Annotated in this window: 22 protein-coding genes; 20 read left to right on the forward strand and 2 right to left on the reverse strand. The window is 43.1% G+C overall.

Going from position 1 to position 25,182, the window contains the following annotated elements; translation table 11 throughout:
* Nucleotides 1–133: 133 nt before the first annotated feature.
* From purE to purD, 12 genes are all read left to right on the forward strand, one after another.
* Complete coding sequence (gene purE, locus NSS77_RS08000; protein ID WP_342471114.1) at nt 134–622, forward strand: 5-(carboxyamino)imidazole ribonucleotide mutase; 489 nt, start codon at nt 134–136, stop codon at nt 620–622.
* Nucleotides 619–1,740 carry a 5-(carboxyamino)imidazole ribonucleotide synthase gene (purK, locus tag NSS77_RS08005; RefSeq protein ID WP_342471115.1) on the forward strand — a complete coding sequence of 374 codons (1,122 nt, stop codon included), beginning with the start codon at nt 619–621 and terminating at the stop codon, nt 1,738–1,740. The genes purE and purK overlap by 4 nt, the downstream gene beginning before the upstream one ends.
* A 19-nt stretch (nt 1,741–1,759) precedes the next feature.
* Nucleotides 1,760–3,058: an adenylosuccinate lyase gene (gene purB, locus NSS77_RS08010; RefSeq protein ID WP_342471116.1), complete on the forward strand. Its 1,299-nt coding sequence runs from the start codon at nt 1,760–1,762 to the stop codon at nt 3,056–3,058.
* 43 nt (nt 3,059–3,101) lie between these two features.
* Nucleotides 3,102–3,812 (forward strand): phosphoribosylaminoimidazolesuccinocarboxamide synthase, encoded by a 711-nt coding sequence (purC, locus tag NSS77_RS08015; RefSeq protein ID WP_342471117.1) that lies wholly within the window; start codon nt 3,102–3,104, stop codon nt 3,810–3,812.
* Nucleotides 3,813–3,814: 2 nt separating this feature from the next.
* Nucleotides 3,815–4,063: a phosphoribosylformylglycinamidine synthase subunit PurS gene (gene purS / locus NSS77_RS08020; RefSeq protein WP_342471230.1), complete on the forward strand. Its 249-nt coding sequence runs from the start codon at nt 3,815–3,817 to the stop codon at nt 4,061–4,063.
* Nucleotides 4,064–4,065: 2 nt separating this feature from the next.
* Nucleotides 4,066–4,743: a phosphoribosylformylglycinamidine synthase subunit PurQ gene (purQ, locus tag NSS77_RS08025; protein ID WP_342471118.1), complete on the forward strand. Its 678-nt coding sequence runs from the start codon at nt 4,066–4,068 to the stop codon at nt 4,741–4,743.
* Entirely contained in the window at nt 4,736–6,961 is a 2,226-nt protein-coding gene (gene purL, locus NSS77_RS08030) for a phosphoribosylformylglycinamidine synthase subunit PurL (RefSeq protein WP_342471119.1), read from the forward strand. Before purQ ends, purL begins: the two co-directional genes overlap by 8 nt.
* Complete coding sequence (purF, locus tag NSS77_RS08035) at nt 6,937–8,361, forward strand: amidophosphoribosyltransferase (RefSeq protein WP_342471120.1); 1,425 nt, start codon at nt 6,937–6,939, stop codon at nt 8,359–8,361. Before purL ends, purF begins: the two co-directional genes overlap by 25 nt.
* A 12-nt stretch (nt 8,362–8,373) precedes the next feature.
* Complete coding sequence (gene purM / locus NSS77_RS08040; RefSeq protein WP_342471121.1) at nt 8,374–9,432, forward strand: phosphoribosylformylglycinamidine cyclo-ligase; 1,059 nt, start codon at nt 8,374–8,376, stop codon at nt 9,430–9,432.
* A complete protein-coding gene (gene purN / locus NSS77_RS08045; RefSeq protein ID WP_342471122.1) occupies nt 9,429–9,998 on the forward strand; it encodes a phosphoribosylglycinamide formyltransferase in 570 nt (189 codons plus the stop codon). Before purM ends, purN begins: the two co-directional genes overlap by 4 nt.
* 49 nt (nt 9,999–10,047) lie before the next feature.
* Nucleotides 10,048–11,574: a bifunctional phosphoribosylaminoimidazolecarboxamide formyltransferase/IMP cyclohydrolase gene (purH, locus tag NSS77_RS08050; protein WP_342471123.1), complete on the forward strand. Its 1,527-nt coding sequence runs from the start codon at nt 10,048–10,050 to the stop codon at nt 11,572–11,574.
* A gap of 111 nt (nt 11,575–11,685) precedes the next feature.
* On the forward strand, nt 11,686–12,942 hold the full coding sequence (gene purD / locus NSS77_RS08055) for a phosphoribosylamine--glycine ligase (RefSeq protein WP_342471124.1): 1,257 nt from the start codon (nt 11,686–11,688) through the stop codon (nt 12,940–12,942).
* 170 nt (nt 12,943–13,112) lie between these two features.
* On the opposite strand, the gene NSS77_RS08060 is transcribed toward purD, so the two are convergent.
* Both NSS77_RS08060 and NSS77_RS08065 read right to left on the reverse strand, forming a co-directional pair.
* Nucleotides 13,113–14,387, reverse strand: coding sequence for an ISL3 family transposase (locus NSS77_RS08060; protein ID WP_342469082.1), 1,275 nt, complete (start codon nt 14,385–14,387; stop codon nt 13,113–13,115).
* 130 nt (nt 14,388–14,517) lie between these two features.
* Nucleotides 14,518–14,988 (reverse strand): DUF2892 domain-containing protein, encoded by a 471-nt coding sequence (locus tag NSS77_RS08065; protein ID WP_342471125.1) that lies wholly within the window; start codon nt 14,986–14,988, stop codon nt 14,518–14,520.
* 173 nt (nt 14,989–15,161) lie between these two features.
* Here NSS77_RS08065 and NSS77_RS08070 point away from each other — a divergent pair, with 173 nt between their 5' ends.
* From NSS77_RS08070 to gatC, 8 genes are all read left to right on the forward strand, one after another.
* Nucleotides 15,162–16,895 (forward strand): adenine deaminase C-terminal domain-containing protein, encoded by a 1,734-nt coding sequence (locus NSS77_RS08070; protein ID WP_342471126.1) that lies wholly within the window; start codon nt 15,162–15,164, stop codon nt 16,893–16,895.
* Between the two features lie 17 nt (nt 16,896–16,912).
* Nucleotides 16,913–17,965, forward strand: coding sequence for a DUF3048 domain-containing protein (locus NSS77_RS08075; protein WP_342471127.1), 1,053 nt, complete (start codon nt 16,913–16,915; stop codon nt 17,963–17,965).
* A gap of 13 nt (nt 17,966–17,978) precedes the next feature.
* Entirely contained in the window at nt 17,979–18,296 is a 318-nt protein-coding gene (locus NSS77_RS08080) for a YerC/YecD family TrpR-related protein (protein WP_141603113.1), read from the forward strand.
* A gap of 171 nt (nt 18,297–18,467) precedes the next feature.
* Nucleotides 18,468–19,160 carry a heptaprenylglyceryl phosphate synthase gene (locus NSS77_RS08085; protein ID WP_342471128.1) on the forward strand — a complete coding sequence of 231 codons (693 nt, stop codon included), beginning with the start codon at nt 18,468–18,470 and terminating at the stop codon, nt 19,158–19,160.
* A 63-nt stretch (nt 19,161–19,223) separates the two neighbouring features.
* Complete coding sequence (pcrA, locus tag NSS77_RS08090) at nt 19,224–21,461, forward strand: DNA helicase PcrA (protein WP_342471129.1); 2,238 nt, start codon at nt 19,224–19,226, stop codon at nt 21,459–21,461.
* A 30-nt stretch (nt 21,462–21,491) separates the two neighbouring features.
* Entirely contained in the window at nt 21,492–23,498 is a 2,007-nt protein-coding gene (gene ligA / locus NSS77_RS08095; RefSeq protein WP_342471130.1) for an NAD-dependent DNA ligase LigA, read from the forward strand.
* 14 nt (nt 23,499–23,512) lie between these two features.
* Entirely contained in the window at nt 23,513–24,661 is a 1,149-nt protein-coding gene (locus tag NSS77_RS08100) for a CamS family sex pheromone protein (protein WP_342471131.1), read from the forward strand.
* Nucleotides 24,662–24,888: 227 nt separating this feature from the next.
* Entirely contained in the window at nt 24,889–25,182 is a 294-nt protein-coding gene (gatC, locus tag NSS77_RS08105) for an Asp-tRNA(Asn)/Glu-tRNA(Gln) amidotransferase subunit GatC (protein ID WP_342471132.1), read from the forward strand.

Consider the following 25,182-nt stretch of genomic DNA (forward strand, 5'->3'; position numbering starts at 1 on the left):
TTGAATAAACACCGGCCTCCTATTGCTATGTCCTCAGGTAAGCTGCTTTCTATCGTATAGCGAAGGCGGGCTATTTGAGGACTTTTTATTCGGAATCAAAAGTAAGAGATTGAAATAAAAAGGAGCGTTTTGGATGAATCCTAAAATCGGCGTCATTATGGGAAGTTCCAGCGATTGGGAAACAATGAAACATGCTTGTGATATTTTAGACGAGTTAAAAATTCCTTATGAAAAAAAAGTGGTATCAGCCCATCGGACTCCTGATTTAATGTTTGAATATGCTGAAACTGCCCGTTCACGGGGAATCGAAGTGATTATTGCCGGAGCTGGGGGAGCTGCCCATTTACCGGGGATGGTTGCAAGTAAAACAACCTTGCCAGTTATCGGTGTACCTGTGCAATCAAAAGCATTAAATGGACTTGATTCATTACTTTCCATTGTTCAAATGCCAGGAGGGGTTCCTGTGGCGACGGTGGCGATAGGGAAAGCCGGCGCAACGAATGCAGGACTCTTAGCGGCGCAAATTTTATCCATTACAGATAAACAATTGGCAGAGAAACTGGAAGCTCGACGGGAACAATTAAAACAAAAAGTGTTGGAAAGTTCAGGTGACTTAAAGTGATGAAAACGATCTACCCCGGCCAAACAATCGGCATCATCGGTGGCGGACAGTTAGGACGAATGATGGCTCTCAGTGCAAAAGAGGCTGGTTTTAAAATTGCGGTTCTTGATCCGACAATGGATTCACCATGCGGACAAGTCGCAGATATACAAATAGTGGCTCCTTATGATGATCAAACCGCACTTGAAGAGTTGGCGGAAGTAAGTGACGTTATCACTTACGAATTTGAAAATATCGATTATGAAGGACTCAAAAAATTAACAGAGATCGCCTATGTGCCTCAAGGTGCTGAAATTATCCGCATCACCCAAAACCGTGTGACAGAAAAACAGGCAATTGTGGAAGCGGGTTGCCCGGTGGCTCCTTATATCGTTTGTGACAGCTATGAGGAACTTGTAGAGAAAATCGATCAAATCGGTTATCCGAGCATTGTAAAAACTGCCCGTTTCGGATATGACGGAAAAGGCCAACAAAAGCTTCAATCAAAAGAGGATTTGCCACTCGCAAAAAGCTTGTTTGAACATTCCCAATGTATCGTGGAAGGCTTTATTCCTTTCGAAAAGGAAATTTCGGTAATTATCCAAAGGAACGGAAACGGAGAAACGTATTGCTTGCCAGTGGGCGAAAATATTCATGTGAATCACATTTTGCATGAAACGATTGTTCCAGCCCGTATTTCCGATCAAACGAAACAATTGGCGGAAGAAGCGGCCCATAAAATTGCGGAACACTTGCAATTAATTGGAACGTTGGCGGTAGAAATGTTCGTGCTGAAGGATGGACAAATTATTATTAATGAATTGGCTCCAAGACCTCATAATTCCGGCCACTATTCCATTGAAGCGTGCAATATTTCTCAATTCGGACAACATATCCGTGCGATAGCCGGTTGGCCGCTAAGAAAACCGAAATTGCATTCTCCGGTGGTGATGGTGAATGTATTGGGTCAACATGTAGCGCCACTGATCAATTCCATAACCAAATATCCACATTGGTCTGTTCACCTTTACGGAAAAAAAGAGGCGAAAGTGAACAGAAAAATGGGACATGTAACCATACTAACAGATGACATTGATGCAACATTAAAGGAAATTGAAGATTCTGGCATTTGGAGATAAAAGAAAAGGAGATTCGCAGATGATTGAACGTTATACTCGCCCTGAAATGGGGGCTATTTGGACTGAAGAAAATAAATTCAACGCATGGCTTGAAGTGGAAATTTTGGCTTGCGAAGCTTGGTCTGAACTTGGTGTCATTCCAAAAGAAGATGTTGAAAAGTTACGTCAAAATGCAACATTCGATATCAACCGCATTTATGAAATTGAACAAACAACCAAACATGACGTCGTAGCGTTTACCCGCGCGGTATCCGAGTCGCTGGGCGAAGAGAAAAAATGGGTTCATTATGGACTCACTTCAACGGATGTTGTCGATACAGCCCTTTCTTATTTGATTAAACAAGCCAACAACATTTTACGGAAAGATCTTCACAACTTTATTGATGTATTGACAGAAAAGGCAAAAGAACACAAATACACAGTTATGATGGGACGCACCCATGGCGTACATGCGGAACCGACAACATTCGGTTTAAAGCTGGCTCTATGGCGTGAAGAAATGTTGCGTAATTTAGAACGCTTTGAAAGAGCGGCCAAAACGATTGAAACAGGAAAAATTTCCGGTGCGGTCGGAACTTATGCCAACATCGATCCATTTGTTGAAAAATATGTGTGCGAAAAATTGGGACTTACTCCTGCACCAATTTCAACCCAAACATTGCAGCGGGACCGCCATGCGGAATACATTGCGACATTGGCTTTAATTGCGACATCCATCGAAAAATTCGCAACGGAAATCCGCGGTTTGCAAAAATCCGAAACTCGCGAAGTGGAAGAAGGATTTGCAAAAGGACAAAAAGGTTCTTCCGCAATGCCGCATAAGCGCAACCCGATCGGCTCCGAAAACATGGCCGGAATTGCCCGCGTGATTCGTGGACATGTGGTTACCGCTTATGAAAATGTTCCATTATGGCATGAACGGGATATTTCCCATTCATCCGCAGAACGAATCATCATTCCTGATACGACAATTGCATTGAACTACATGTTGAACCGTTTCGCAAATATTGTGAAAAACTTGACTGTTTTCCCTGAAAATATGAAACGCAATATGGATGCAACGTTTGGACTTATTTATTCACAACGCGTTCTATTGAAGTTGATTGACAAAGGCCTGTCCCGTGAAGAAGCTTACGATACAGTCCAACCGCTCACTGCGAAAGCATGGGATGAACAGCGTCCGTTCCGTCCATTGGTGGAAGCGGATGAAAAAATCGGTTCGCTTTTATCGAAAGAAGAAATTGATGATTGTTTCGATTACAACTGGCATTTGAAAAATGTGGATTACATTTTTGACCGTTTAGGATTAAATGAGTAATTCAAAAAAAAACACCAATTCTAAATTACTGGGGGAAACGGGTATGGAAAAAGGCGCATTGTTATATGAAGGAAAAGCGAAACGCTTATATGCAACAGATCAGGAAGACGTATTGTTTGTGGAATATAAAAACAGCGCCACTGCCTTCAACGGTCTTAAAAAAGCAGAAATTGAAGGCAAAGGGATCTTGAACAATAAAATTTCCACCATCATTTTTGAACAACTGAAACAACAGGGAATTGAATCCCATTTTATTAAAAGAATTTCCGAAAACGAACAGCTTGTTAGAAAAGTGGAAATCATCCCGCTTGAAGTGGTTGTCCGCAATATTGCAGCAGGCAGCTTTTCAGAGCGTCTGGGCATTGAAGAAGGCACAGCCTTAAAGCGTCCGATAGTGGAGTTTTATTACAAAAACGATGCATTAAAAGATCCGATCATCAATAACGACCATATTGATATTCTTGGTCTTGCAACAAAAGAAGAAGTTGAAACAATCACAAATCTCGCTTTAAAAGTGAACGAAGCCTTACGGAAGATTTTTGAAAAAATCGGTGTCATTTTGGTGGACTTTAAATTGGAATTCGGCCGGGACAAAGACGGAAACATATTGCTTGCCGATGAAATTTCACCGGACACATGCCGGCTTTGGGATGCAGAAACGAAAGAGAAATTGGACAAAGACGTGTTCAGGCGAGATCTTGGAAGTTTAACAGATGTATATAACATTATACTTTCTAGACTTGGAGGAAATTGATGATGAAAAAAGTGAAGATTTACGTCACATTGCGTGAAAGTGTATTGGACCCTCAAGGTTCAGCCGTGAAAGGTTCTTTAGTCAACATGGGATACAAAGAAGTGGAAGATGTCCGCATCGGGAAATATTTGGAATTGCTCATTTCCGATACAGAGCGGGATATCGATGCATTGGTAAAAGAAATGTGTGAAAAGCTGCTTGCGAACACAGTGATCGAGGATTATCGCTTTGAAATCGAGGAGGCTCAATAATCATGAAATTTGCTGTACTCGTTTTCCCAGGGTCGAACTGTGACGTCGATATGTACCATGCCATCAAAGACGAACTTGGCGAAGAAGTGGAATACGTTTGGCATGATGCGGAAGATTTGAGCGAATTTGACGCCATTTTGATTCCGGGCGGTTTCTCATATGGTGACTATCTACGCTGTGGTGCCATGGCAAGCCAGTCAAAGGTGATGCAAGCAGTGAAAAAAGCGGCGGAAGAAGGAAAACCAATTTTGGGAGTCTGCAACGGATTCCAAATTTTGACGGAAGCCGGACTTTTACCTGGCGCACTGCTCCGCAATAAAAACTTAAAATTCATTTGCCGTACGGTTCCGTTAAAAGTTGAAAACAACCAAACATTGTTTACCAATCAATATGAACAAGGGCAAATCATTCAAATTCCGATTGCCCACGGTGAAGGAAACTACTTCTGTGACGAGGAAACGTTGAAAAAATTAAAAGAAAACAACCAAATCGTGTTCACTTATTCAGGAGAAAATCCGAACGGAAGTCTTGAAAACATTGCTGGTATTGTGAACGAGCGTGGCAACGTTCTTGGCATGATGCCCCATCCGGAACGCGCGGTGGATGCATTACTTGGCAGTGCAGATGGACTGGCGTTATTCAAATCAATTGTGAAACAGTGGAGGGAATCACATGTCTAATTTTGAACCAACAGCAGAACAAATTAAGGAGCAGAAGCTTTACCGCGACTTGGGGTTAAGTGATGAAGAATTTGCGAAGATTGAAGAAATTTTAGGTCGTCTTCCAAATTGGACAGAAACAGGTTTGTTCTCTGTAATGTGGTCTGAACACTGTTCTTATAAAAACTCTAAGCCGGTGTTGCGCAAATTCCCTACAAGCGGTCCCCGCGTATTGCAAGGTCCTGGTGAAGGGGCAGGGATTGTGGACATTGGTGACGAGCAAGCCGTTGTATTCAAAATGGAATCCCATAACCATCCTTCAGCCATTGAACCATACCAAGGAGCCGCAACAGGGGTTGGCGGAATTATCCGCGACGTATTTTCCATGGGAGCGCGTCCAATTGCACTGCTAAACTCTTTGCGTTTTGGCGAATTAAAAACACCTCGGGTGAAATACTTGTTTGAAGAAGTTGTCGCCGGGATCGCCGGTTATGGTAACTGTATCGGAATTCCGACTGTTGGCGGCGAAGTACAATTTGACCCATGCTATGAAGGAAATCCTTTGGTTAACGCCATGTGCGTTGGGTTAATCGATCATAAAGACATCCAAAAAGGTGTTGCCAAAGGTGTTGGAAACACAGTGATGTATGTAGGTGCAAAAACGGGCCGCGACGGAATTCACGGTGCCACTTTCGCGTCGGAAGAATTGAGTGAAGAATCCGATGAAAAACGTCCGGCGGTTCAAGTGGGAGACCCATTCATGGAAAAACTTCTGCTTGAAGCATGCCTGGAAGTGGTAAAATCCGATGCGCTTGTCGGAATCCAGGACATGGGAGCGGCAGGACTCACTTCATCTTCTTCAGAGATGGCATCAAAAGCCGGATACGGTATTGAAATGAACCTGGACTTGGTTCCTCAACGGGAAACAGGAATGACTGCCTATGAAATGATGCTTTCCGAATCACAGGAACGGATGCTTTTAGTCGTGAAACAAGGCCGTGAAGAAGAAATCAAAAAAATCTTTGAAAAGTACGGTTTGGACGCGGTGGCAATCGGCCGGGTAACAGAGGATAAAATGCTCCGCCTCATTCATAAAGGGGAAGTGGTGGCAGAAGTCCCTGCGGATGCGTTGGCGAAAGATGCGCCAGTTTACCACAAACCATCCAAAGAACCGGAATATTATAGAGAGTTCCAAGCGATGGAAAACAGCGAACCGGAAGTGGATGATTTCAAAGAAACATTGAAACAATTGCTTCAAGCCCCTACGGTTGCATCAAAAGAATGGGTATATGATCAATTTGACTACCAAGTGCGTACCAACACAGTGGTGACACCTGGTTCCGATGCGGCTGTATTGCGCGTAAGAGGCACAAATAAAGGGCTTGCGATGACAGCTGACTGCAACTCCCGCTACATTTTCCTGGATCCGGAAACAGGCGGTAAAATCGCAGTGGCGGAAGCTGCCCGCAACATTGTCGCATCCGGTGGAGAACCATTGGCAATCACGGACTGCTTAAACTTTGGAAATCCGGAAAAACCGGAAATCTTCTGGCAACTTGAAAAAAGTGCCGATGGAATTGCTGCGGCATGCACCGCTTTAGAAACACCGGTTATCAGCGGAAACGTATCCCTTTATAACGAACACTCCGGTCAAGCGGTATATCCAACACCAACAATCGGCATGGTTGGATTAGTGGAAGATTTATCCCATGTAACAACGCAAGAAGTAAAACAAGCTGGCGACATCGTTTATTTACTTGGGGAAACCAAAACAGAATTCGGCGGATCCGAACTTCAAAAATTGGTTTATGGAAAAATCTTCGGTAAAGCACCGTCAATCGATTTGGAAGAAGAGGCTGCACGCCAAAAAGCATTGCTTTCTGCCATTCGCGCAGGACTCGTTCAGTCTGCTCATGACGTGGCTGAAGGCGGCGTAGCAGTTGCATTGGCGGAAAAAACTTTTAATGCGAATGGTCTCGGAATCCACGTGAAATTAGAGGGTTCACCTGTAACCGCATTATTCAGTGAATCACAATCCCGCTTTATTGTAACGGTGAAAGAAGAAGATGCGGCATCGTTTGAACAAATGATTCCGGATGCGCAAAAAATTGGTGTAGTAACAAACGATGGAAAAATCACCATTGAAGGGGAACCAGGTTTATTGGTTGAAGGTTCTGTAGATGAATTTTGTTCTGCTTGGAAAGGAGCTATCCCATGCTTGCTGAAATCAGAGGCTTAAACGAAGAATGTGGTGTTTTTGGGATATGGGGCCATGAAGCAGCAGCCAAAATGAGCTACTACGGCCTGCATGCGCTTCAACATCGAGGACAAGAAGGTGCTGGCATCGTCGCGACAGACGGCCAGTACTTTAAAATCGTGAAAGGTGAAGGCCTGGTCAATGAAGTATTCAATGAAGAAAAATTAAATAGTTTGGAAGGAAATGCTGCAATTGCCCATGTTCGCTATACAACGGCAGGTGGAGGGGGAATTGACAACGTTCAGCCCCTTTTATTCCGTTCCTCCACTGGCACAATGGCAGTAGCCCATAACGGAAATTTGGTGAATGCCAATCATCTAAAACAACATCTTGAGCGCTCAGGAAGTATTTTCCATTCAACTTCAGATACGGAAGTCATTGTGCATCTTATCAAAAAAAGCAAAAAACCCAATTTTCTCGAGCAAGTGAAAGAAGCCCTTTCCTTGTTGAAAGGGGCTTTCTCCATCATTATTTTAACGAAAGATAAAATGATTCTAGCCCGGGATCGCAATGGGTTGCGCCCGCTTTCCATCGGCAGAGTGGGTGATGCATGGGTGGCTGCTTCCGAAACATGTGCTTTCGATTTAATTGGTGCGGAATATGTCCGGGAAGTTCAACCGGGTCAATTGGTCATTATTTCGAATAATGGCATCGAGGAAGACCGGTACGCGTTAATGGAACGCCGGGCAATGTGCGCAATGGAATATGTTTATTTTGCACGTCCTGATTCCAATATCGATCAAGTCAACATTCATATGGCCCGCAAACGGATGGGAAAACAATTGGCCAGAGAAATGGGTCATATCGATGCGGATGTTGTGACAGGTGTTCCGGATTCTTCCATTTCCGCTGCCATTGGATTTGCTGAAGAAATCGGGATTCCTTATGAAATGGGATTAATCAAAAACCGGTATGTCGGCCGGACATTTATTCAACCAACACAGGAATTGCGTGAACGCGGAGTGAAAATGAAACTTTCACCTGTTGTTCAAGTGGTGCGCGGCAAACGTGTCGTAATGGTGGATGATTCCATTGTCCGCGGAACGACTTCACGCAGAATCGTCAAAATGTTGAAAGAAGCAGGAGCGAAAGAAGTGCATGTGGCAATCACTTCTCCGCCAATTTCCAATCCTTGTTTCTATGGCATTGATATTTCATCCGATGAAGAATTAATTGCTACTGGAAGAACGATTGATGAAATCCGGGAAGCAATTGGTGCGGATTCCTTGACGTTTTTATCGCCCGAAGGATTGGTAGAAGCCGTTTCAAGACCTTTTGATGATGAGTACGGCGGTCTTTGCATGGCTTGCTTTACTGGAAAATATCCAACAGAAATTTTCCCGGACACTGTCTTACCACATATCAAGGAACTTTCACGTTAAGGAGGAAGAATCATGTCAAAAGCATATGAGCAAGCGGGGGTAAATATTGAAGCGGGTTATGAAGCGGTTAAACGCATGAAGTCCCATGTCGAGAGAACAAACCGCCTTGGGGTGATGGGAGCGTTTGGCAGCTTCGGTGGCATGTTCGATTTATCTTCACTGAACTTAAAGGAACCGGTTCTTATTTCTGGTACAGATGGTGTCGGGACAAAATTGAAACTGGCATTTATGGCAGATAAACACAACACAATCGGCATTGATTGCGTGGCCATGTGCGTCAATGACATTGTGGCCCAAGGTGCGGAACCATTGTATTTTCTCGATTATATCGCGATTGGAAAAGCGGATCCTGCAAAGATTGAACAGATTGTCAGCGGTGTTGCGGACGGCTGTGTGCAGGCAGGCGCAGCATTGATCGGCGGTGAAACGGCTGAGATGCCAGGTTTATATGATGAAGATGAATACGATGTGGCCGGTTTTGCTGTGGGTGCTTGCGAAAAATCGAAAGTGGTCACTGGAGAAAAAATTGTGGAAGGTGACGTGCTTGTCGGACTTGCATCCAGTGGTGTGCATTCCAATGGCTATTCCTTGGTACGCAAAATTGTTTTTAATGATTGCGGTTATCAATTTGATGAAGTGATTGAAGGCTATGAGGATTTGGGGCCAATTGGCGGGTCGCTTCTCACACCGACGAAAATTTACGCGAAACCGGTGCTGGAAGTGTTGAAACAAGTGGACGTTCACGGAATGGCCCACATCACGGGCGGCGGATTTTATGAAAACTTGCCTCGCATGATGCCGGAAGGATTGGCAACGGAGATCGATTTAGGAACATGGGAAATCCCACGCATTTTTGAATTCTTAAAAGATAAAGGATCACTGCAGGATCGCGACTTGTACAACGTATTTAATATGGGAATTGGATTCGTCCTTTCCGTTTCAGCCGAAGATGCGGACAAAGTGGTGGAAATTGCGGAAGCCCACGGGGAGAAAGCGTTCAAAATCGGCCGTGTTGTTAAAGGCGAAGGAGTAATATTTAATGGAAATCACGATGGGAGCTTAAGTCAATGACAACAAAAATAGCGGTTTTTGCTTCAGGCAGCGGGACAAATTTCCAAGCGATCCAAGAATCCATTGAACGTGGGGAATTGGATGCCAAAATTGAATTGGTGGTAACGGATAAACCGAATGCATATGTGGTCAAAAGGGCAGAAAAATTCGGCATTCCGGTTTTCGCTTTCTCACCGAAAGAGTACGGTTCAAAGGCTACATATGAATCTGCCATTGCCGAAAGATTAGAAGAAAAAGAAGTGGAATGGATCGTTTTGGCAGGCTATATGCGATTAGTTGGCGAAACGCTGCTTTCCAAGTATCCGAATAAAATTGTCAATATTCATCCCTCTTTATTGCCGGCATTCCCTGGCAAAGATGCCATTGGACAAGCGATGGAGCACGGTGTGAAAATTACCGGTGTGACAGTCCATTATGTGGATGAAGGGATGGATACCGGCCCAATCATTGCCCAACAAGCAGTGGAAGTGGTGGAAGGCGACCGGGAAGCGACGGAAGAACGCATTCATCAAGTGGAACATGTACTTTACCCAAAAACGTTAAAAAAATTATTTGAAAATAAATAATTTCAAAAAGATAGGCTAAATTTGAAAAAACAAATTGGAGGCTTTGACTGTGGCTAAACGTGCACTGATTAGTGTTTCAAACAAAGATGGAATTGTAGAATTCGCGAAAGAATTGGTTGCTTTAGGGTATGAAATCTTATCTACAGGCGGTACGAAAAAATTGCTTCAAGAAAATAACGTGCCCGTAACCGGAGTAGATGAAGTGACAAAATTCCCTGAAATTCTTGATGGCCGTGTGAAAACATTAAATCCGATGATTCACGGCGGATTATTGGGGAAATTTGATGATCCTTCCCACCAGGCGCAAATGAAAGAACATGGAATTGAACCGATTGAAATCGTTTGTGTCAACCTATATCCATTCGTAGAAACCATTTCTAAACCGGATGTGACGTATGAAGAAGCGATTGAAAACATCGATATTGGCGGTCCGACAATGTTGCGTGCGGCGGCGAAAAACCACCAATATGTAACAGTCATCGTGGACAGCAACGACTATGCTACGGTGCTTGAAGAATTGAAAGCAAATGGTGCAACAACTTTCGAAACGCGCAAAAAACTTGCTGCGAAAGTGTTCCGTCACACAGCAAGCTATGATGCATACATTTCCAACTATTTAACGGAAGAAGAATTCCCGGAAAACTTAACATTGACATACGAATTAAAACAAACTTTGCGCTACGGTGAAAACCCTCACCAAAAAGCGGCATTTTATAAAAAACGCTTAGGATCGGACTTCTCGCTTGCTTATGCAACGCAATTGCATGGGAAAGAACTTTCCTACAACAACATCCAAGACGGAAATGCCGCTCTTCAAATCGTGAAAGAATTCAAAGAGCCGGCTGCAGTGGCGGTAAAACATATGAATCCATGCGGCGTCGGAATTGGAAGCACAATTGAAGAAGCCTTTGACCGTGCTTATGAATCTGACCCTGTTTCCATTTTCGGCGGAATCATTGCATTAAACCGTGAAGTGGATGCAGCGACAGCCGAAAAATTGAGCAAAATCTTCCTTGAAATTATCATTGCGCCTTCATTCAGCGAAGAAGCATTGGAAATTTTAACGAAAAAGAAAAATATCCGTTTGTTGACAATCAACTTCGCCCAAGAAAAAAGAGATCCGTTTAAAGTGGTTTCCGTTGAGGGCGGCCTGCTCGTCCAAGAAGATGATACGTACGGTTTCGAGGATGCAGAGATTAAAGTGGTAACGGACCGCGAACCAACGGAAGAAGAATGGGAAGCTTTAAAACTTGGCTGGGCGGTTGTAAAACACGTGAAATCAAATGCCATCGTCGTAAATAATAAAGAAATGACATTAGGAATCGGCGCTGGTCAAATGAACCGTGTCGGTGCCGCAAAAATCGCTTTGGAGCAAGCAGGGGAAAAAGCAAAAGGAGCCGTGTTGGCATCCGACGCATTCTTCCCAATGCCGGATACAGTGGAAGAAGCGATTAAAGCGGGAATTACAGCGATTATTCAACCAGGCGGATCCATCCGGGACCAAGATTCCATCGATGCGGCGAACAAAGCTGGAATAGCCATGGTATTTACAGGAGTAAGACATTTCAAACATTAATGAATAAAGGCGGCTCGATTCGTAGCCGTCTTTTCTAAAGCTGCGGGCATTTTTGAAATTTATCCCTTGAAAAGTAATATTCCCAATAGTATATAGGAGGGGACTGACTATATGAAAGTGTTAGTAGTTGGCAGTGGTGGACGCGAGCACGCAATCGCCAAGAAATTCAGCATTTCCCCATCGGTTGAAAAAGTGTATGTGGCACCGGGAAATGACGGAATGCGTGACTGTGCGGAATTGGTTGCCATCGATGCATTGGATTTTGAAAACTTGGCCAAATTCGTGAAAGAGCAACAAATCGACTTAACGTTTGTAGGACCAGAACAACCACTTGCAGCAGGAATCGTGGATTATTTCCAGGAACAAGGTTTGGCGATTTTCGGTCCAACAAAAAAAGCCGCACAAATCGAAAGCAGCAAATCGTTTGCAAAACAATTGATGAAAAAATACAACATTCCAACCGCTGTATATGAAACATTCACTGAAGTGGATAAAGCGATTGAGTATATCAAAGAAAAAGGTGCGCCAATCGTTGTCAAAGCCGATGGACTGGCAGCCGGAAAAGGCGTAGTGGTGGCCATGACGGAACAGGAAGCCATTGATGCGGTAACGGACATGATCGGCAATCAGCGCTTCGGGGAATCTTCATCGAAAGTGGTCATCGAAGAATTTTTGGAAGGGGAAGAATTCTCTTTCATGTCCTTTGTACATAAAGGACAAATTTATCCAATGGTGATTGCCCAAGACCATAAACGCGCATATGATGGGGATCAAGGTCCAAACACAGGCGGCATGGGCGCATATTCTCCGGTTCCGCAAATTCCGGAAGAAATGGTTTCCCGCGCCTATACAGAAATCATTGAACCGACTGTCAAAGCCATGGAAGCTGAAGGGGCATCCTTTACCGGCATTTTATATGCAGGGTTGATTTTGACAAAAGAAGGACCGAAAGTGATTGAATTCAACGCGCGTTTCGGTGACCCGGAAACACAAGTGGTGCTTCCTCGCATGTCATCCGATTTTGGAGAGTTCATGAAAACATTGATGGATGAAAAACCTTTCGATTTGCAATGGTCTGATGAAGCAATGCTGGGCGTTGTGATTGCCGCAGAAGGATACCCGGGAGAGATTGAAAAAGGTAATCCGCTTCCAAACTTGGAAGAGCTGAGCGGAGAAGTGGAAGTATATCATGCCGGAACGAAGCTGAAAGATGGACAATATGTCGGAAACGGCGGCCGCGTGTTACTCGTGGCGGCAAAAGCAAACACTTTGAAAGAAGCGAAAGAAAAAGTATATGCAGCCATTGGAAAATATTCGTGGGATCATTTCTTCTACCGCAAAGATATCGGTTGGAGAACGTTCAAATAATTTTTATGGGATAAATACGGCAAAAAAGCACAAACCAATAATGAGGTTTGTGCTTTTCTTAACGAGTGTTGATTATTTTGGTTCTTTGTCAAATGGTGTTGGTGAATAAATTTTAGTGACATTATTTGGTAATATGTAATCGGATGGCTTAGGGGAAATTCGAGGTTCCCCTAAGCTGTTTTTATTTTCGCTAAGTTTTGGGTAATGAATATTCGGTTTCTAAAGTGATAGAAGGATCGATAACCGAAAGAAATGCGTTTAATCACTTTGATTTTGTTATTAATCCCCTCTAAAATGCCGTTGCTATAATCATATTTCAACGTATTCTCCATGTAATTGATGTATTTGTTGATTGTCTTGATGGCGGTTTTCATATAGCTGGAAACGATATTTTGTTTATTCTCTAATGTTTTCTTTAGGAGCTCAAAGTCTTTGGTTTTGATGCAATGGCGAACGTATTGGTATAACTCATAGGACGCTTTTAATTCAGAATCTAAATCAATGAGATAGTGGAGAATCTCCACCTCACACATATGCTTTTTAAAGCAACGATGATATTTATAGTTCTTATAATCAAGTTTTGTTTGATCTTTCAGAAGGAGCTTCCAGTATTTTTTCAATTTATTGTAATTCTTTTTATCCCGATTCATGACGTTGATGCGCGTTTTGTTTAAAGCTCTGCTAAATAGTTGGAGGATATGGAATTTGTCGAGTATGATTTCCGCTTTAGGGAAAACTTCTTGGATTAAGGAAATATAAGGGCTGTACATATCGATGACAATCGTTTTTACCGCATCTCTCGCCTTCTTGGAATACCGTAAGAAATACTCTTTGAGGACATGTAATCTTCGGTCCTCCACGATATCCACCATCTCCCCCGTTTCAGAGTCACAGAAAATAAAGGACATCGCTCCAGCTGCGGATTTCACTGATTTAAACTCATCAAAACACAAATGCTTTGGAAGGTAGTGAACATTTGGTTGATAGTAGATATAAAAGCTGTCAATGACTCGACTGACAGTGGCATGAGAAACATTATGTTTCATCGCAATATCTTTTTCGGATATTTTATCTTTGGCGTTTAAAGCAATCGATACTTTAGTATTGTTGGAAATACAACAGTTTTTAGCCACGACGCTCGTTTTTAAAGTAAACGTGGAATGACAATGTTTACAGAAATAACGCTGTTTACGCAATTTTAAGTAGGTATGAAAACCTGAAACACTAGGCATTTTAATGAGAGACGTTTTAAAACCGTGTTTAATGATTTGATCATCAAAGACATGTCCACAAGCATAGCACGCTTTTGGTTGGTAAGTTAATTGGCCATAAAAGACTTTTGATTGGACCCCTTTAATGAGTTCTTCTGCACAAAAATTTTCATCAAATGTGATATTTTTATCTTTTATATTGAGTAGGTTTCGTATAGAATGATGGTGAGACATGTGACACAACTCCTTTGGAAAATGTGTTTTGGCGATTACATTTTACCAGAGTTTTGTCACTGTCTCATTTTTTTTGTTCAAAAAAATTGGTGCTGGTTTATATTCACCAACACCAAATATTATAGAGCCATTATTTTGAGCGTTTCTGACTGTTGGCAACGGCTTTAACCGCTTTTGCAGCCTGATTTGCTTCAGTGCCGGCAGGAGTTGTGCTGGCAACCTTTTCAGCCACATTTGCAGCAGTTTGCAACAGTTCAGCCCCTTCGTTACCGCTTGCGCTTTGGGCTTGGGAACTTTGGCTTTGATTCTGGTTGCCGCTATTGTATTTTGAGTTGAAAGCGGTCATTAAACTGTCCGCATCCATAAAATCCTGGATGGAACTGGATACCGCATCTTTTACGTTATTGCTGAAGAGGGCCTTCGTTGGACAATAGAAGAAAAGACCTTCCGCAATTTTCATCGCACCGGCTGCAACAGACAGGGTTCCCAACATTCTGCTGCCGTTTTCTTTCACTAAATGGCTGATTCCGCAAGCTGTCAAACCAATCCCTAATACAAGACGGACGAAGGCGCTTTTTTCAGAAATATTTTCTTCCAACAAGAAAATCCACCCCTTTTCGCATGAAATGAATTGAATGAATTCACTTTAATTTAATAAAGTGCTGTGTTACGATAAAAGCAACTGCGCTTGCTTTTCAGCAATGTTAGTATGTGCGAATAAAACGCAAATAAACGAAATAAATAATTTATATATAATAGAAGGGAGTGTAACAAATGCCACAATCGTTTTGGAAAATACAAGAAATCCGCGATCAAGTTGCAGTCATCGAAGGAAAAAAATCGCCAGCAATCGTTTTGAAAAATGCACGATACATACATAGTGTGTTAAAACAATGGTTATATGGAAATATTTGGATATTAGGGAGCCGGATTATTTATGTGGGAAAAGAAATGCCGGAAAACGTATCTGAAGCCGAAGTGATCGATTTGGAAGGAAAGACGGTTGTACCAGGTTATATTGAACCGCATGTTCACCCATTCCAACTGTATAATCCGGTGTCGTTTGCAGATTATGCAGCCCAATTTGGGACAACGATGTTTATCAGCGACAACCAGCACTTTGCTTTACAACTCCCGACCAAGAAAGCGTTTTCACTGTTGGATGAGCTGAGTAAATATCCATTTGCTTTTTACTGGTGGACCCGCTACGATTCGCAAACGGAAATGGAAAATGAAGATCAGATTTTTACAAATAAATCGATTTTTGAATGGATTGAAAGGGACGACGTATTGCTTGGCGGGGAATTGACAGGATGGCCCCGCCTGTTGCGCGGCGACGACCAGATGCTCTATTGGATCCAGTCATCGAAGAAAAAAGGGAAAAAAATTGAAGGGCATTTTCCGGGCGCTTCGGAAAAAACCCTTGTGAGAATGAAGCTTCTTGGAGCGGACGGCGATCATGAAGCAATGACGGCAGAGGATGTGGAAAAACGCATTTTACATGGCTATGGGGTCACTTTAAGATATTCCTCCATCCGTCCTGATCTTCCAAATCTATTAAAAGGGATCTTGGAGAAAAAGTTAAATATATTCGACCATCTCATGATGACAACAGATGGCTCAACCCCTGTTTTCCATCGTGATGGCGTGATGGACATGTGCATCCGGCAGGCGCTCGATACCGGAGTCGATCCGATTGATGCGTATAACATGGCGACCTACAATATTGCAAGATATTATAATTTATCCCACTTGCACGGCATGATTGCGACAGGCAGATTTGCCACGTTGAACATTTTGACGGATGAATTCCATCCAAATCCTGAATCGGTATTATCCAAAGGAGTTTGGTTGAAAAAAGAAGGACAAAAAGTGCAGTCTTTGCCGGAAATCGATTGGAATCAGTATTTTGAACCACTTGAAATCGGCTTCGATTTAACCGATGATGATTTCCAATTATCAACGCCAATTGGAATTGAATTAGTGAACGATGTGATTACAAAACCTTATTCCGTCAATTTCCCATTGCACAAAAATGAACTTTCTCCTGATTCCGATGAGAGTTTATTGATTTTAATAGATCGGAAGGGTAAATGGCGAATTAATACGATGCTGAAAGGCTTTGCAAAGAATGTAAGAGGGTTTGCTTCTTCACATCCCAATACCGGAGACATCGTTTTAATCGGAAAAAATAAGCAGGATATCATGAAAGCCTTTCACGAAATGAAAAAGATGAAGGGCGGTATTGTCCTCACAGAAAACAATGAAGTGATTGTGTCGCTCCCATTGGCCGGCGCCGGAAACTTCTATATCGGGAACATGGAAGAGTTGATAGAAAAAGAAGCCGCGCTGAAAGCTGCCTTAAGAGAAAGAGGATATAAGCATACCGATGCGATTTATACATTATTCTTTTTAGAATCAACCCATTTACCTTATATTCGCATCACACAAAAGGGAATTTTTGACGTCATGAAAAAAGAGGTTATGATTCCTTCTGTGATGCGCTAGCTGAAAGGATGAAAAGCATGATTTCAAAAAAAGCGTTGTTTTGTGTTTTCGCCAGCATTTCGCTGCTTGCGGCATGTGGAGATAAAGAAAAAAGCATAGAAGATTCAGAGGAACCGGTTGAACCAATTGAAGAAGAAACGGAAGAATTGTATCCGGCGCCATTCACGGGAGAAATGCTTTCAGAAGAGATCACAATGAGACCTGTTCTTGCGACAATCAATAATCACCCCGCTGCCCGTCCCCAATCCGGCATAGCAAGTGCGGATGTCGTTTATGAGATGCTTGCGGAAGGGGATGTAACAAGATTTTTGGCACTGTACCAATCGGAATTTCCTGAGAAAATCGGTCCAATCCGAAGTGCCCGCTCCTACTTCGTTGAACTGGCGGAAGGACTTGACGCCTTCTACATTGCCCATGGTTTCAGCCCTGAAGCAAAGCGGATGCTTGAGAGCGGCATGGTGGACAACATCAACGGAATGTATTACGATGGCTCATTCTTCAAGCGCTCCAAAGATCGGGTGGCACCGCATAACTCCTATTTTATTACCGACAATTTGGAAGCTGCGGCGGAAAAAGTGAACGCTTCACTTCTCTATCAGAAAAAAGTATCGTATACTTATTATGATAAAGAAGAAAGTCCTAAAACCGGTGTGCAAGCAGACAAAATACAAGTCCGTTACGGCAGGAATGAAAACTTTAACAGCAGCTATACCTATGATTCTGCCAGCAACACCTATACCCGTTCTTCCGGTGGGACAGTGACGACGGATTTATTGACTGGAGAACCGGTGAAGGTATCCAATGTATTAATATTTGAAATGGCGCATACGGTGATTGACGATAAAGGCCGCCGTGACATCGATATTTATTCGGGCGGAAGCGCATATCTCTTCCAACAGGGAATGATGCGGGTCGTTCGATGGGAAAACAAGGATGGCGTTTTAACGGCGGTGGAAAGCGACGGCAGTGAAGTGAAATTTGTACCAGGTCATACATGGATTCATTTTGTTCCAACAAATCCAGGAATCGATGCTTCTGTAACTTACACAGCTTCTGACCAGCAAAGTTGAAAGGGTGATGAAAATGCAGGTTGATAAAATTCGTGGTCCTCAGACAGATCAACTATTCAGAGCAATATTGGAACTACGGGACCTTGAAGAATGTTATAGATTTTTTGACGATTTATGCACAATCAGCGAAATCCAGTCGATGGCTCAACGATTTGAAGTGGCCCACCTGTTGAGATTGAAAAAAACGTATGAAACAATCAAAAAGGAAACAGGGGCTTCCACGGCAACCATTTCCCGGGTGCGCCGCTGTTTCGATTATGGCAACGACGCATATGAGGAAATGTTGAGCCGTTTATATCCCGATGAAAAACCATATGAACCAAAAAAATAAACCCTTAATCAGGTTGTCTTACGCTTCAAAAGCGAAGGCAACTTTTTTGTGCATCCACGCCGATGAAAAATCTGTCCGCTTTTGTGGATGATGAAGTTGTGAATTTCGGAAAGTACAACTTTGAGATATACTAATAAGCACAGAATATGATTAGGAATAGGTGAGACCTTTATGGATTTTAAACATTGGAGACATGCATTTAAAATTGATCCATCGAAAGAACTTTCGGATGAAGATTTGGAAAAGGTATGCGAATCCGGCACAGATGTCATCATCGTTGGCGGAACGGATGATGTGACGTTGGATAACGTGCTCGAACAGCTTGTCCGGATTAGAAGATATTCTGTACCGGTCGCATTGGAAATATCCACGATCGAATCCATCACGCCCGGATTTGACTATTATCTGATTCCAACCGTATTAAACAGCACGAATACAAAATGGGTAAAAGATTTGCATCATGCTGCCATCAAAGAATACGGAGACATCATGGTTTGGGACGAGCTGATCGCGGAAGGCTATGTTATATTGAATCCGGATTGCAAAGCGGCAGGGGCAACGGAAGCCGATGCCAATTTATCGAAAGAGGACGTCATTGCTTATGCAAGACTTGCGGAAAATTACTTTAAACTGCCCATCTTTTATTTGGAATACAGCGGTACATATGGGGATGTAGAAATCGTCAAAGCCGTCAAGGAAGTGCTGGAGGACGCGCGATTATTTTACGGCGGCGGCATCAAATCGGCGGCCCAGGCGGAAGAAATGGCCCAATTTGCTGACACGGTCGTTGTTGGAAATGTCATTTATGAAGATTTGAAAGAAGCCTTGAAAACGGTGGAGGCAGTGAAAAGCTTGTCAAAGTGACCGATGAGAAAATAACGGCATTGTAGTATAATAGAACAAACGTTTGGTATAGTGAGGTGCACCATGGAACAGTTGACAAAAAATTTATTGAACGGAATGAATCCACAACAACAGGAAGCGGTCAAAACGACAGAAGGCCCCCTTCTCATCATGGCTGGTGCAGGTTCGGGGAAAACAAGGGTATTGACCCACCGGATTGCATACTTGATTGTAGAAAAACAAGTGTATCCATCCAATATTTTGGCGATCACTTTTACGAATAAAGCAGCAAGGGAAATGCGGGAGCGGATTGATGCACTTCTTGGCAGCGGCATATCCGAAAACATGTGGGTTTCCACTTTCCACTCCATGTGCGTGCGCATTTTGAGAAGACATATTGATCGCATCGGCATTTCCAAAAACTTCTCCATTCTCGATGCTTCCGACCAGTTGACGGCCATTAAAAACGTCTTTAAACAACTCAATATTGATACGAAACAATATGATCCAAGATCCGTTTTATCTGCCATCAGTTCCGCCAAAAATGAATGTATCACAGCGGAACAATATAAAAAGAATGCGAATCCATTCAACCCATTCGAAAAAATGGCGGGGGAAGTGTATGAAGCGTATGAAAAAACCCTTCGGAAAAACCAGTCCCTCGATTTCGATGATTTAATTATCATGACGATTACACTGTTTGAGAGAGTGCCGGATGTTCTTGAATATTATCAAAATAAATTCCAGTATATTCATGTCGATGAGTATCAAGATACGAACCACTCCCAATACAAGCTGGTCAAAATGCTCGCATCGAAATTTAAAAACATCTGTGTTGTAGGGGATTCCGACCAGTCCATTTATCGTTGGCGCGGTGCGGACATTCGGAACATTTTATCCTTTGAAAAAGACTATCCGAATGCCAAAGTGATTTTGCTGGAACAAAACTACCGTTCCACCAAACGGATTTTGCAGGCGGCCAATGATGTCATTTCCAACAACGAAAGCCGCTATCCGAAAGTGCTGCGTACAGAGAATCCAACAGGAGAAAAAATCGTATTTTATACAGCCCGCGATGAACGGGATGAAGCGCAATTCGTCGTGAAAACAATCAAAGAATTGATGGAAACGGAAGGGCGCACGTTAAAGGATTTCGCCATCCTCTACCGCACAAATGCCCAATCCCGTGCAATGGAAGAAGTGTTAGTGAAATCGAATTTGCAATATACGATCGTCGGCGGCACGAAATTCTACGATCGGAAAGAAATCAAGGACCTGCTTGCCTATTTGCGTCTCATTGCGAACAATGACGATGATCTATCATTGGCCCGCATCATCAATGAACCGAAACGGAACATTGGAGCATCCACTTTTGAAAAGATTGCCACATATGCCATTGAAAATGATCTATCCATTTTTAAAGCGCTTTATGAGGTTTCTTCCATTGGTTTGACGCCGCGGGCAATGAACGCCCTTGAAAACTTCCGCAATTTGATTGAAGGATTTTCAAAAATGCAGGATTATTTATCCGTGACCGAATTGGTGGAAGAAGTTATTGAAAAGTCCGGATACCGGGCAATGCTCGAGAAGGAAAACACGATCGAATCCCAAAGCAGACTGGAAAACCTGGAAGAGTTTTTATCCGTGACAAAAGCCTTTGAAGAAAGAAGCGAAGATAAATCCCTTGTCGCTTTTCTAACGGATCTTGCTTTGATCGCGGATATCGATTCACTGGATGAAGAAAACAATTCAAATGAAAGCATTGTCTTGATGACGATGCACTCGGCAAAGGGCTTGGAGTTTCCGGTCGTATTCATCATCGGAATGGAAGAAAATATCTTCCCGCATTCCCGTTCCATTGGTGTCAAAGAGGAGTTGGAAGAAGAACGGCGCTTGGCCTATGTGGGAATCACGCGGGCAGAAGAACGGCTATATTTGACTTGCGCCTCTTTCCGCACCCTTTTTGGACGTCCGAATTCCAACCCGCCTTCCCGTTTCATTGATGAAATTTCAGAGGACATCCTGGATGCCAAATCCTTCAGTTTTGAATACAGGGAAGACAGATTGCCATTTGGACAGAAGAAAACTTCCAATAATGCCCGAATGAACGTCCAACCGAAAGCGAAATTCGCCACACCTCAACGGACAGGCGGTGAGCAAATGCAATGGAAAGTGGGAGACAAAGCCATTCACGGGAAATGGGGTACAGGCGTTGTCGTCAGCGTAAAAGGGGAAGGCGATGATTTGGAATTGGATATCGCTTTTCCGGATAAAGGAATCAAGCGGCTTTTGGCCAAATTTGCCCCAATTACAAAAGCTTAGAGAACATTTCGCAAATTGTGGAGGATGACGATGAAAGATAAAGACCTTGAAAAACGCGTCGCTGAATTGAATAAATTGTTGCATGAATATGCCCATGCGTACTATGTGTTGGATAATCCATTGGTGCCGGACGCCGTCTATGACCAGCTGATGCAAGAATTGATGGCGATTGAAAAGGAGCACCCGGAACTCATTTATCCCGATTCCCCAACACAGCGGGTCGGGGGAAAACCGCTTGAAGGGTTCAATAAAGTGACCCACAGATACCCGATGTTGAGTTTATCCAACGCTTTTAACGAAGAAGATTTGCGGGATTTTGACCGGAAAATCCGCCAGGCCATTGGCGACAAATACAACTATGTGTGTGAGCTGAAAATCGACGGCCTCGCCATTTCATTAAGATATGAAAACGGCATTTTTGTACAAGGAGCTACCCGCGGCGATGGAACAGTGGGCGAAGACATCACGGTGAATTTAAAAACTATCAAAGATATCCCGTTGCGATTAAAAGAGCCTGTAACAATCGAAGTGCGCGGGGAAGCCTACATGCCGAAAAAGTCTTTTCTGGAATTAAATATGGAGCGGGAAGAAAATGGCGAAGACCTTTTTGCCAATCCCCGCAATGCCGCTGCCGGTTCCCTTCGCCAATTGGATTCAAAAATCACCGCTTCACGGAACTTGGCGACCTTTATTTACGGAATCGGCGGAGACGGGGAAGCATACGGAATTGACAGCCACGCGGAAATGCTCGATTACTTGGAATCCCTCGGTTTCCGCGTTAATAAAGAACGGACGCTTTGTGAAACAATTGATGATGTTTTGGCGTTTATTAAAAAGTGGACAACCGAACGTCCAAACTTGCCTTATGAAATCGATGGCATTGTCGTGAAAGTGAACCGATTTGCCCACCAGGAAGAACTGGGAACGACCGTAAAAAGTCCGCGCTGGGCGATCGCTTATAAATTCCCTGCGGAAGAAGCCATCACAAAAGTGCTTCATATTGACTGGACAGTTGGCCGTACGGGAGTTGTGACGCCAACAGCGATTTTGGAGCCGGTAAAACTGGCCGGTTCGACTGTCAGCCGGGCTTCCCTTCATAATGAAGATTTGATTCGCGAAAAAGACATCCGAATCGGGGATACCGTAATCGTTCATAAAGCGGGCGATATCATTCCGGAAGTGGTCCGTGTCATTTTGGAACAGCGCCCGGAAGGCACCGTTCCTTATGAAATGCCAAAAACTTGCCCTGCCTGTGGAAGCGGACTGATCCGCATTGATGATGAAGTGGCGATCCGCTGTGTGAACCCTGCATGCCCTGCGCAAATTGCGGAAGGCATTAAACATTTCGCTTCCAGAAATGCGATGAATATCGACGGCTTAGGGGATAAAATTACGGAATTGCTATTAAAAGAAAACTATATTCGGGATGTGGCGGATCTTTACTTTTTAAAAGTGGACGAGCTGACCAAATTGGATCGGATGGGACAGCTTTCCGCAACCAATCTGGTCAATGCCATTGAACGTTCAAAAGAAAATTCATTGGAGCGTTTATTATTCGGCCTCGGCATACGCCATGTCGGCGAAAAAGCGGCAAAACTCATTGCGGAGGAATTCGAAACAATGGACCGCATCATGGAGGCAACAGAAGAAGAATTGGTGGCCATTCATGAAATCGGCGAAAAAATAGCCCAATCGGTGGTTTCCTATTTCAAAAAAGAGGAAGCGAGACAATTGATTGCCCGGTTGAAAGAAGCCGGCGTCAACATGACATACAAAGGCAAAAAAGCCAGCACAACAATAGCGGATAGCCCGTTTGCCGGAAAAACGGTCGTATTGACAGGAAAATTGGAACGATTGACACGCAACGAAGCAAAGGCGAAAATAGAAGAGTTAGGTGGTAAAGTGACAGGAAGCGTAAGCAAAAAGACGGATCTTGTCATTGCGGGAGCCGATGCAGGCTCAAAATTGACAAAAGCGCAGGAACTGGGAATAGAAGTTTGGGACGAAAATCGCTTTATTGAACAATTAGAAGAGTAAAGGGGATTCAGGCAATGAACCGATTTCGCTGGATACCGGCGATGGTCGTTGTTGCAATGCTTGCAGGTTGTGTACCTTCCGTTCGGGAAGATACGGAAGTGGTTGGACCAAATCAAAAATCTGAAGCAGAAGTTGAAACGACAATCATCCCAAAAATGCAGTTAGACGAAAGTTATTATAAAACGCTCATACCATATAAAGAGAGCGCAGCCCGTGGCCTTGTCGTGTCCAATATTTATACGAAATACGACATTAAAGAAGCGGAAGAAGGATTAATGCGCATTTCGCAAAACGAATACAGCACCGACAGCTACTATTTCCAAGAAGGCCAATATTTGGACAGTGAAACGGTAACCAATTGGCTGTCACGGAGCAATAAAAATGAAGAAGGATTGAATCCTCCGGCGGAAGACGGCATGGATCCTGAAAAACGGGCAAAAGAAGCGCCAATTTATTTAGCGCATATTATTGAACAAAACTACTTAAAGAAAACGAGCGACAATAAAGTGGCCCTTGGAGGGATCTCCATCGGCCTCGCGCTGAATTCCATATATTATTATCAAAAAGAACAATACGGCGAATGGTATGATGAACCAATTCCTCAAGCGGAGTTGGAGAAAAAAGGGAAAGAAATGGCGGAGGAAGTGGTCCGCCGCTTGCGTGCCCGTACAGAATTGCAGGATGTGCCAATCTTAGTCGCTTTATTTAAACAGGAAGCCCGCAATTCCATTGTTCCTGGAACTTATTTTGCCTACAGCGTGGCAAAGCCGGGAAAAAGTGATTTGGGAGATTGGGTTGGCATCAATGAAAAATACGTGACCTTCCCTATGTCAACGCCGGAAGACATCTACCGAGATACGAATACGAAATTCCTGAACTTTAAACAAGATATTCTAAAATATTTTTCCAACTATACAAATGTGATAGGCAAAGGGTTTTATCAAAACAATCAGCTGGTCAAATTGTCGGTTGAGGTGCCGATCCAATTTTATGGCACGACAGAGATTATCGGCTTTACTCAATATTTGACAGGCGTTATTATGAAAAGATTCCCGGATAGTGTTGATATTGAAGTAAGCGTTACATCCATCAACGGTCCGGAAGCGGTGATCATAAAAGATCGAAATGAAAAAGAGCCTTTTGTACACATTTATGATTACTGAAATTGGCGCCAAAAATGAATCAAATGTGATGGGAAACAGTGTTGCGGATGACGTAACACTGTTTCAAATTGTTTGAATTTATTTGAAGAAGTGTTTGAAAATATGCTTTTTTTGGAGATAATTGAAAAGTAATCGTATTATTATGGGATTTTCCAATAAACGTGTGATTTTTCAATCGAAAAATGGTATTATTATTGCCAGGTTTATGAAATGTGGAGGTGTAATCAATGGCAAAATTGACGAAGGAAGAAGTAAAGCACATTGCCCACTTGGCTCGTTTGGCAATCTCCGAGGAAGAAGCGGAAAAGTTCACTGAACAGCTCGGGAAAATTACGGAATATGTAGAAACATTAAATGAATTGGATACAACAGATGTGGAGCCAACTTCCCATGTGTTACCAATCGTGAACGTAATGCGTGAAGACGTGGCCAAAAAAGGCTTGGAGCTTGAAAAAGTGCTCTTGAATGTAAAAGAACATGAAAATGGCTTAATCAAAGTTCCGCCAATTTTAGAAGAATAA

Source organism: Ureibacillus sp. FSL K6-3587, assembly GCF_038593165.1.
Classification (GTDB): domain Bacteria; phylum Bacillota; class Bacilli; order Bacillales_A; family Planococcaceae; genus Ureibacillus; species Ureibacillus suwonensis.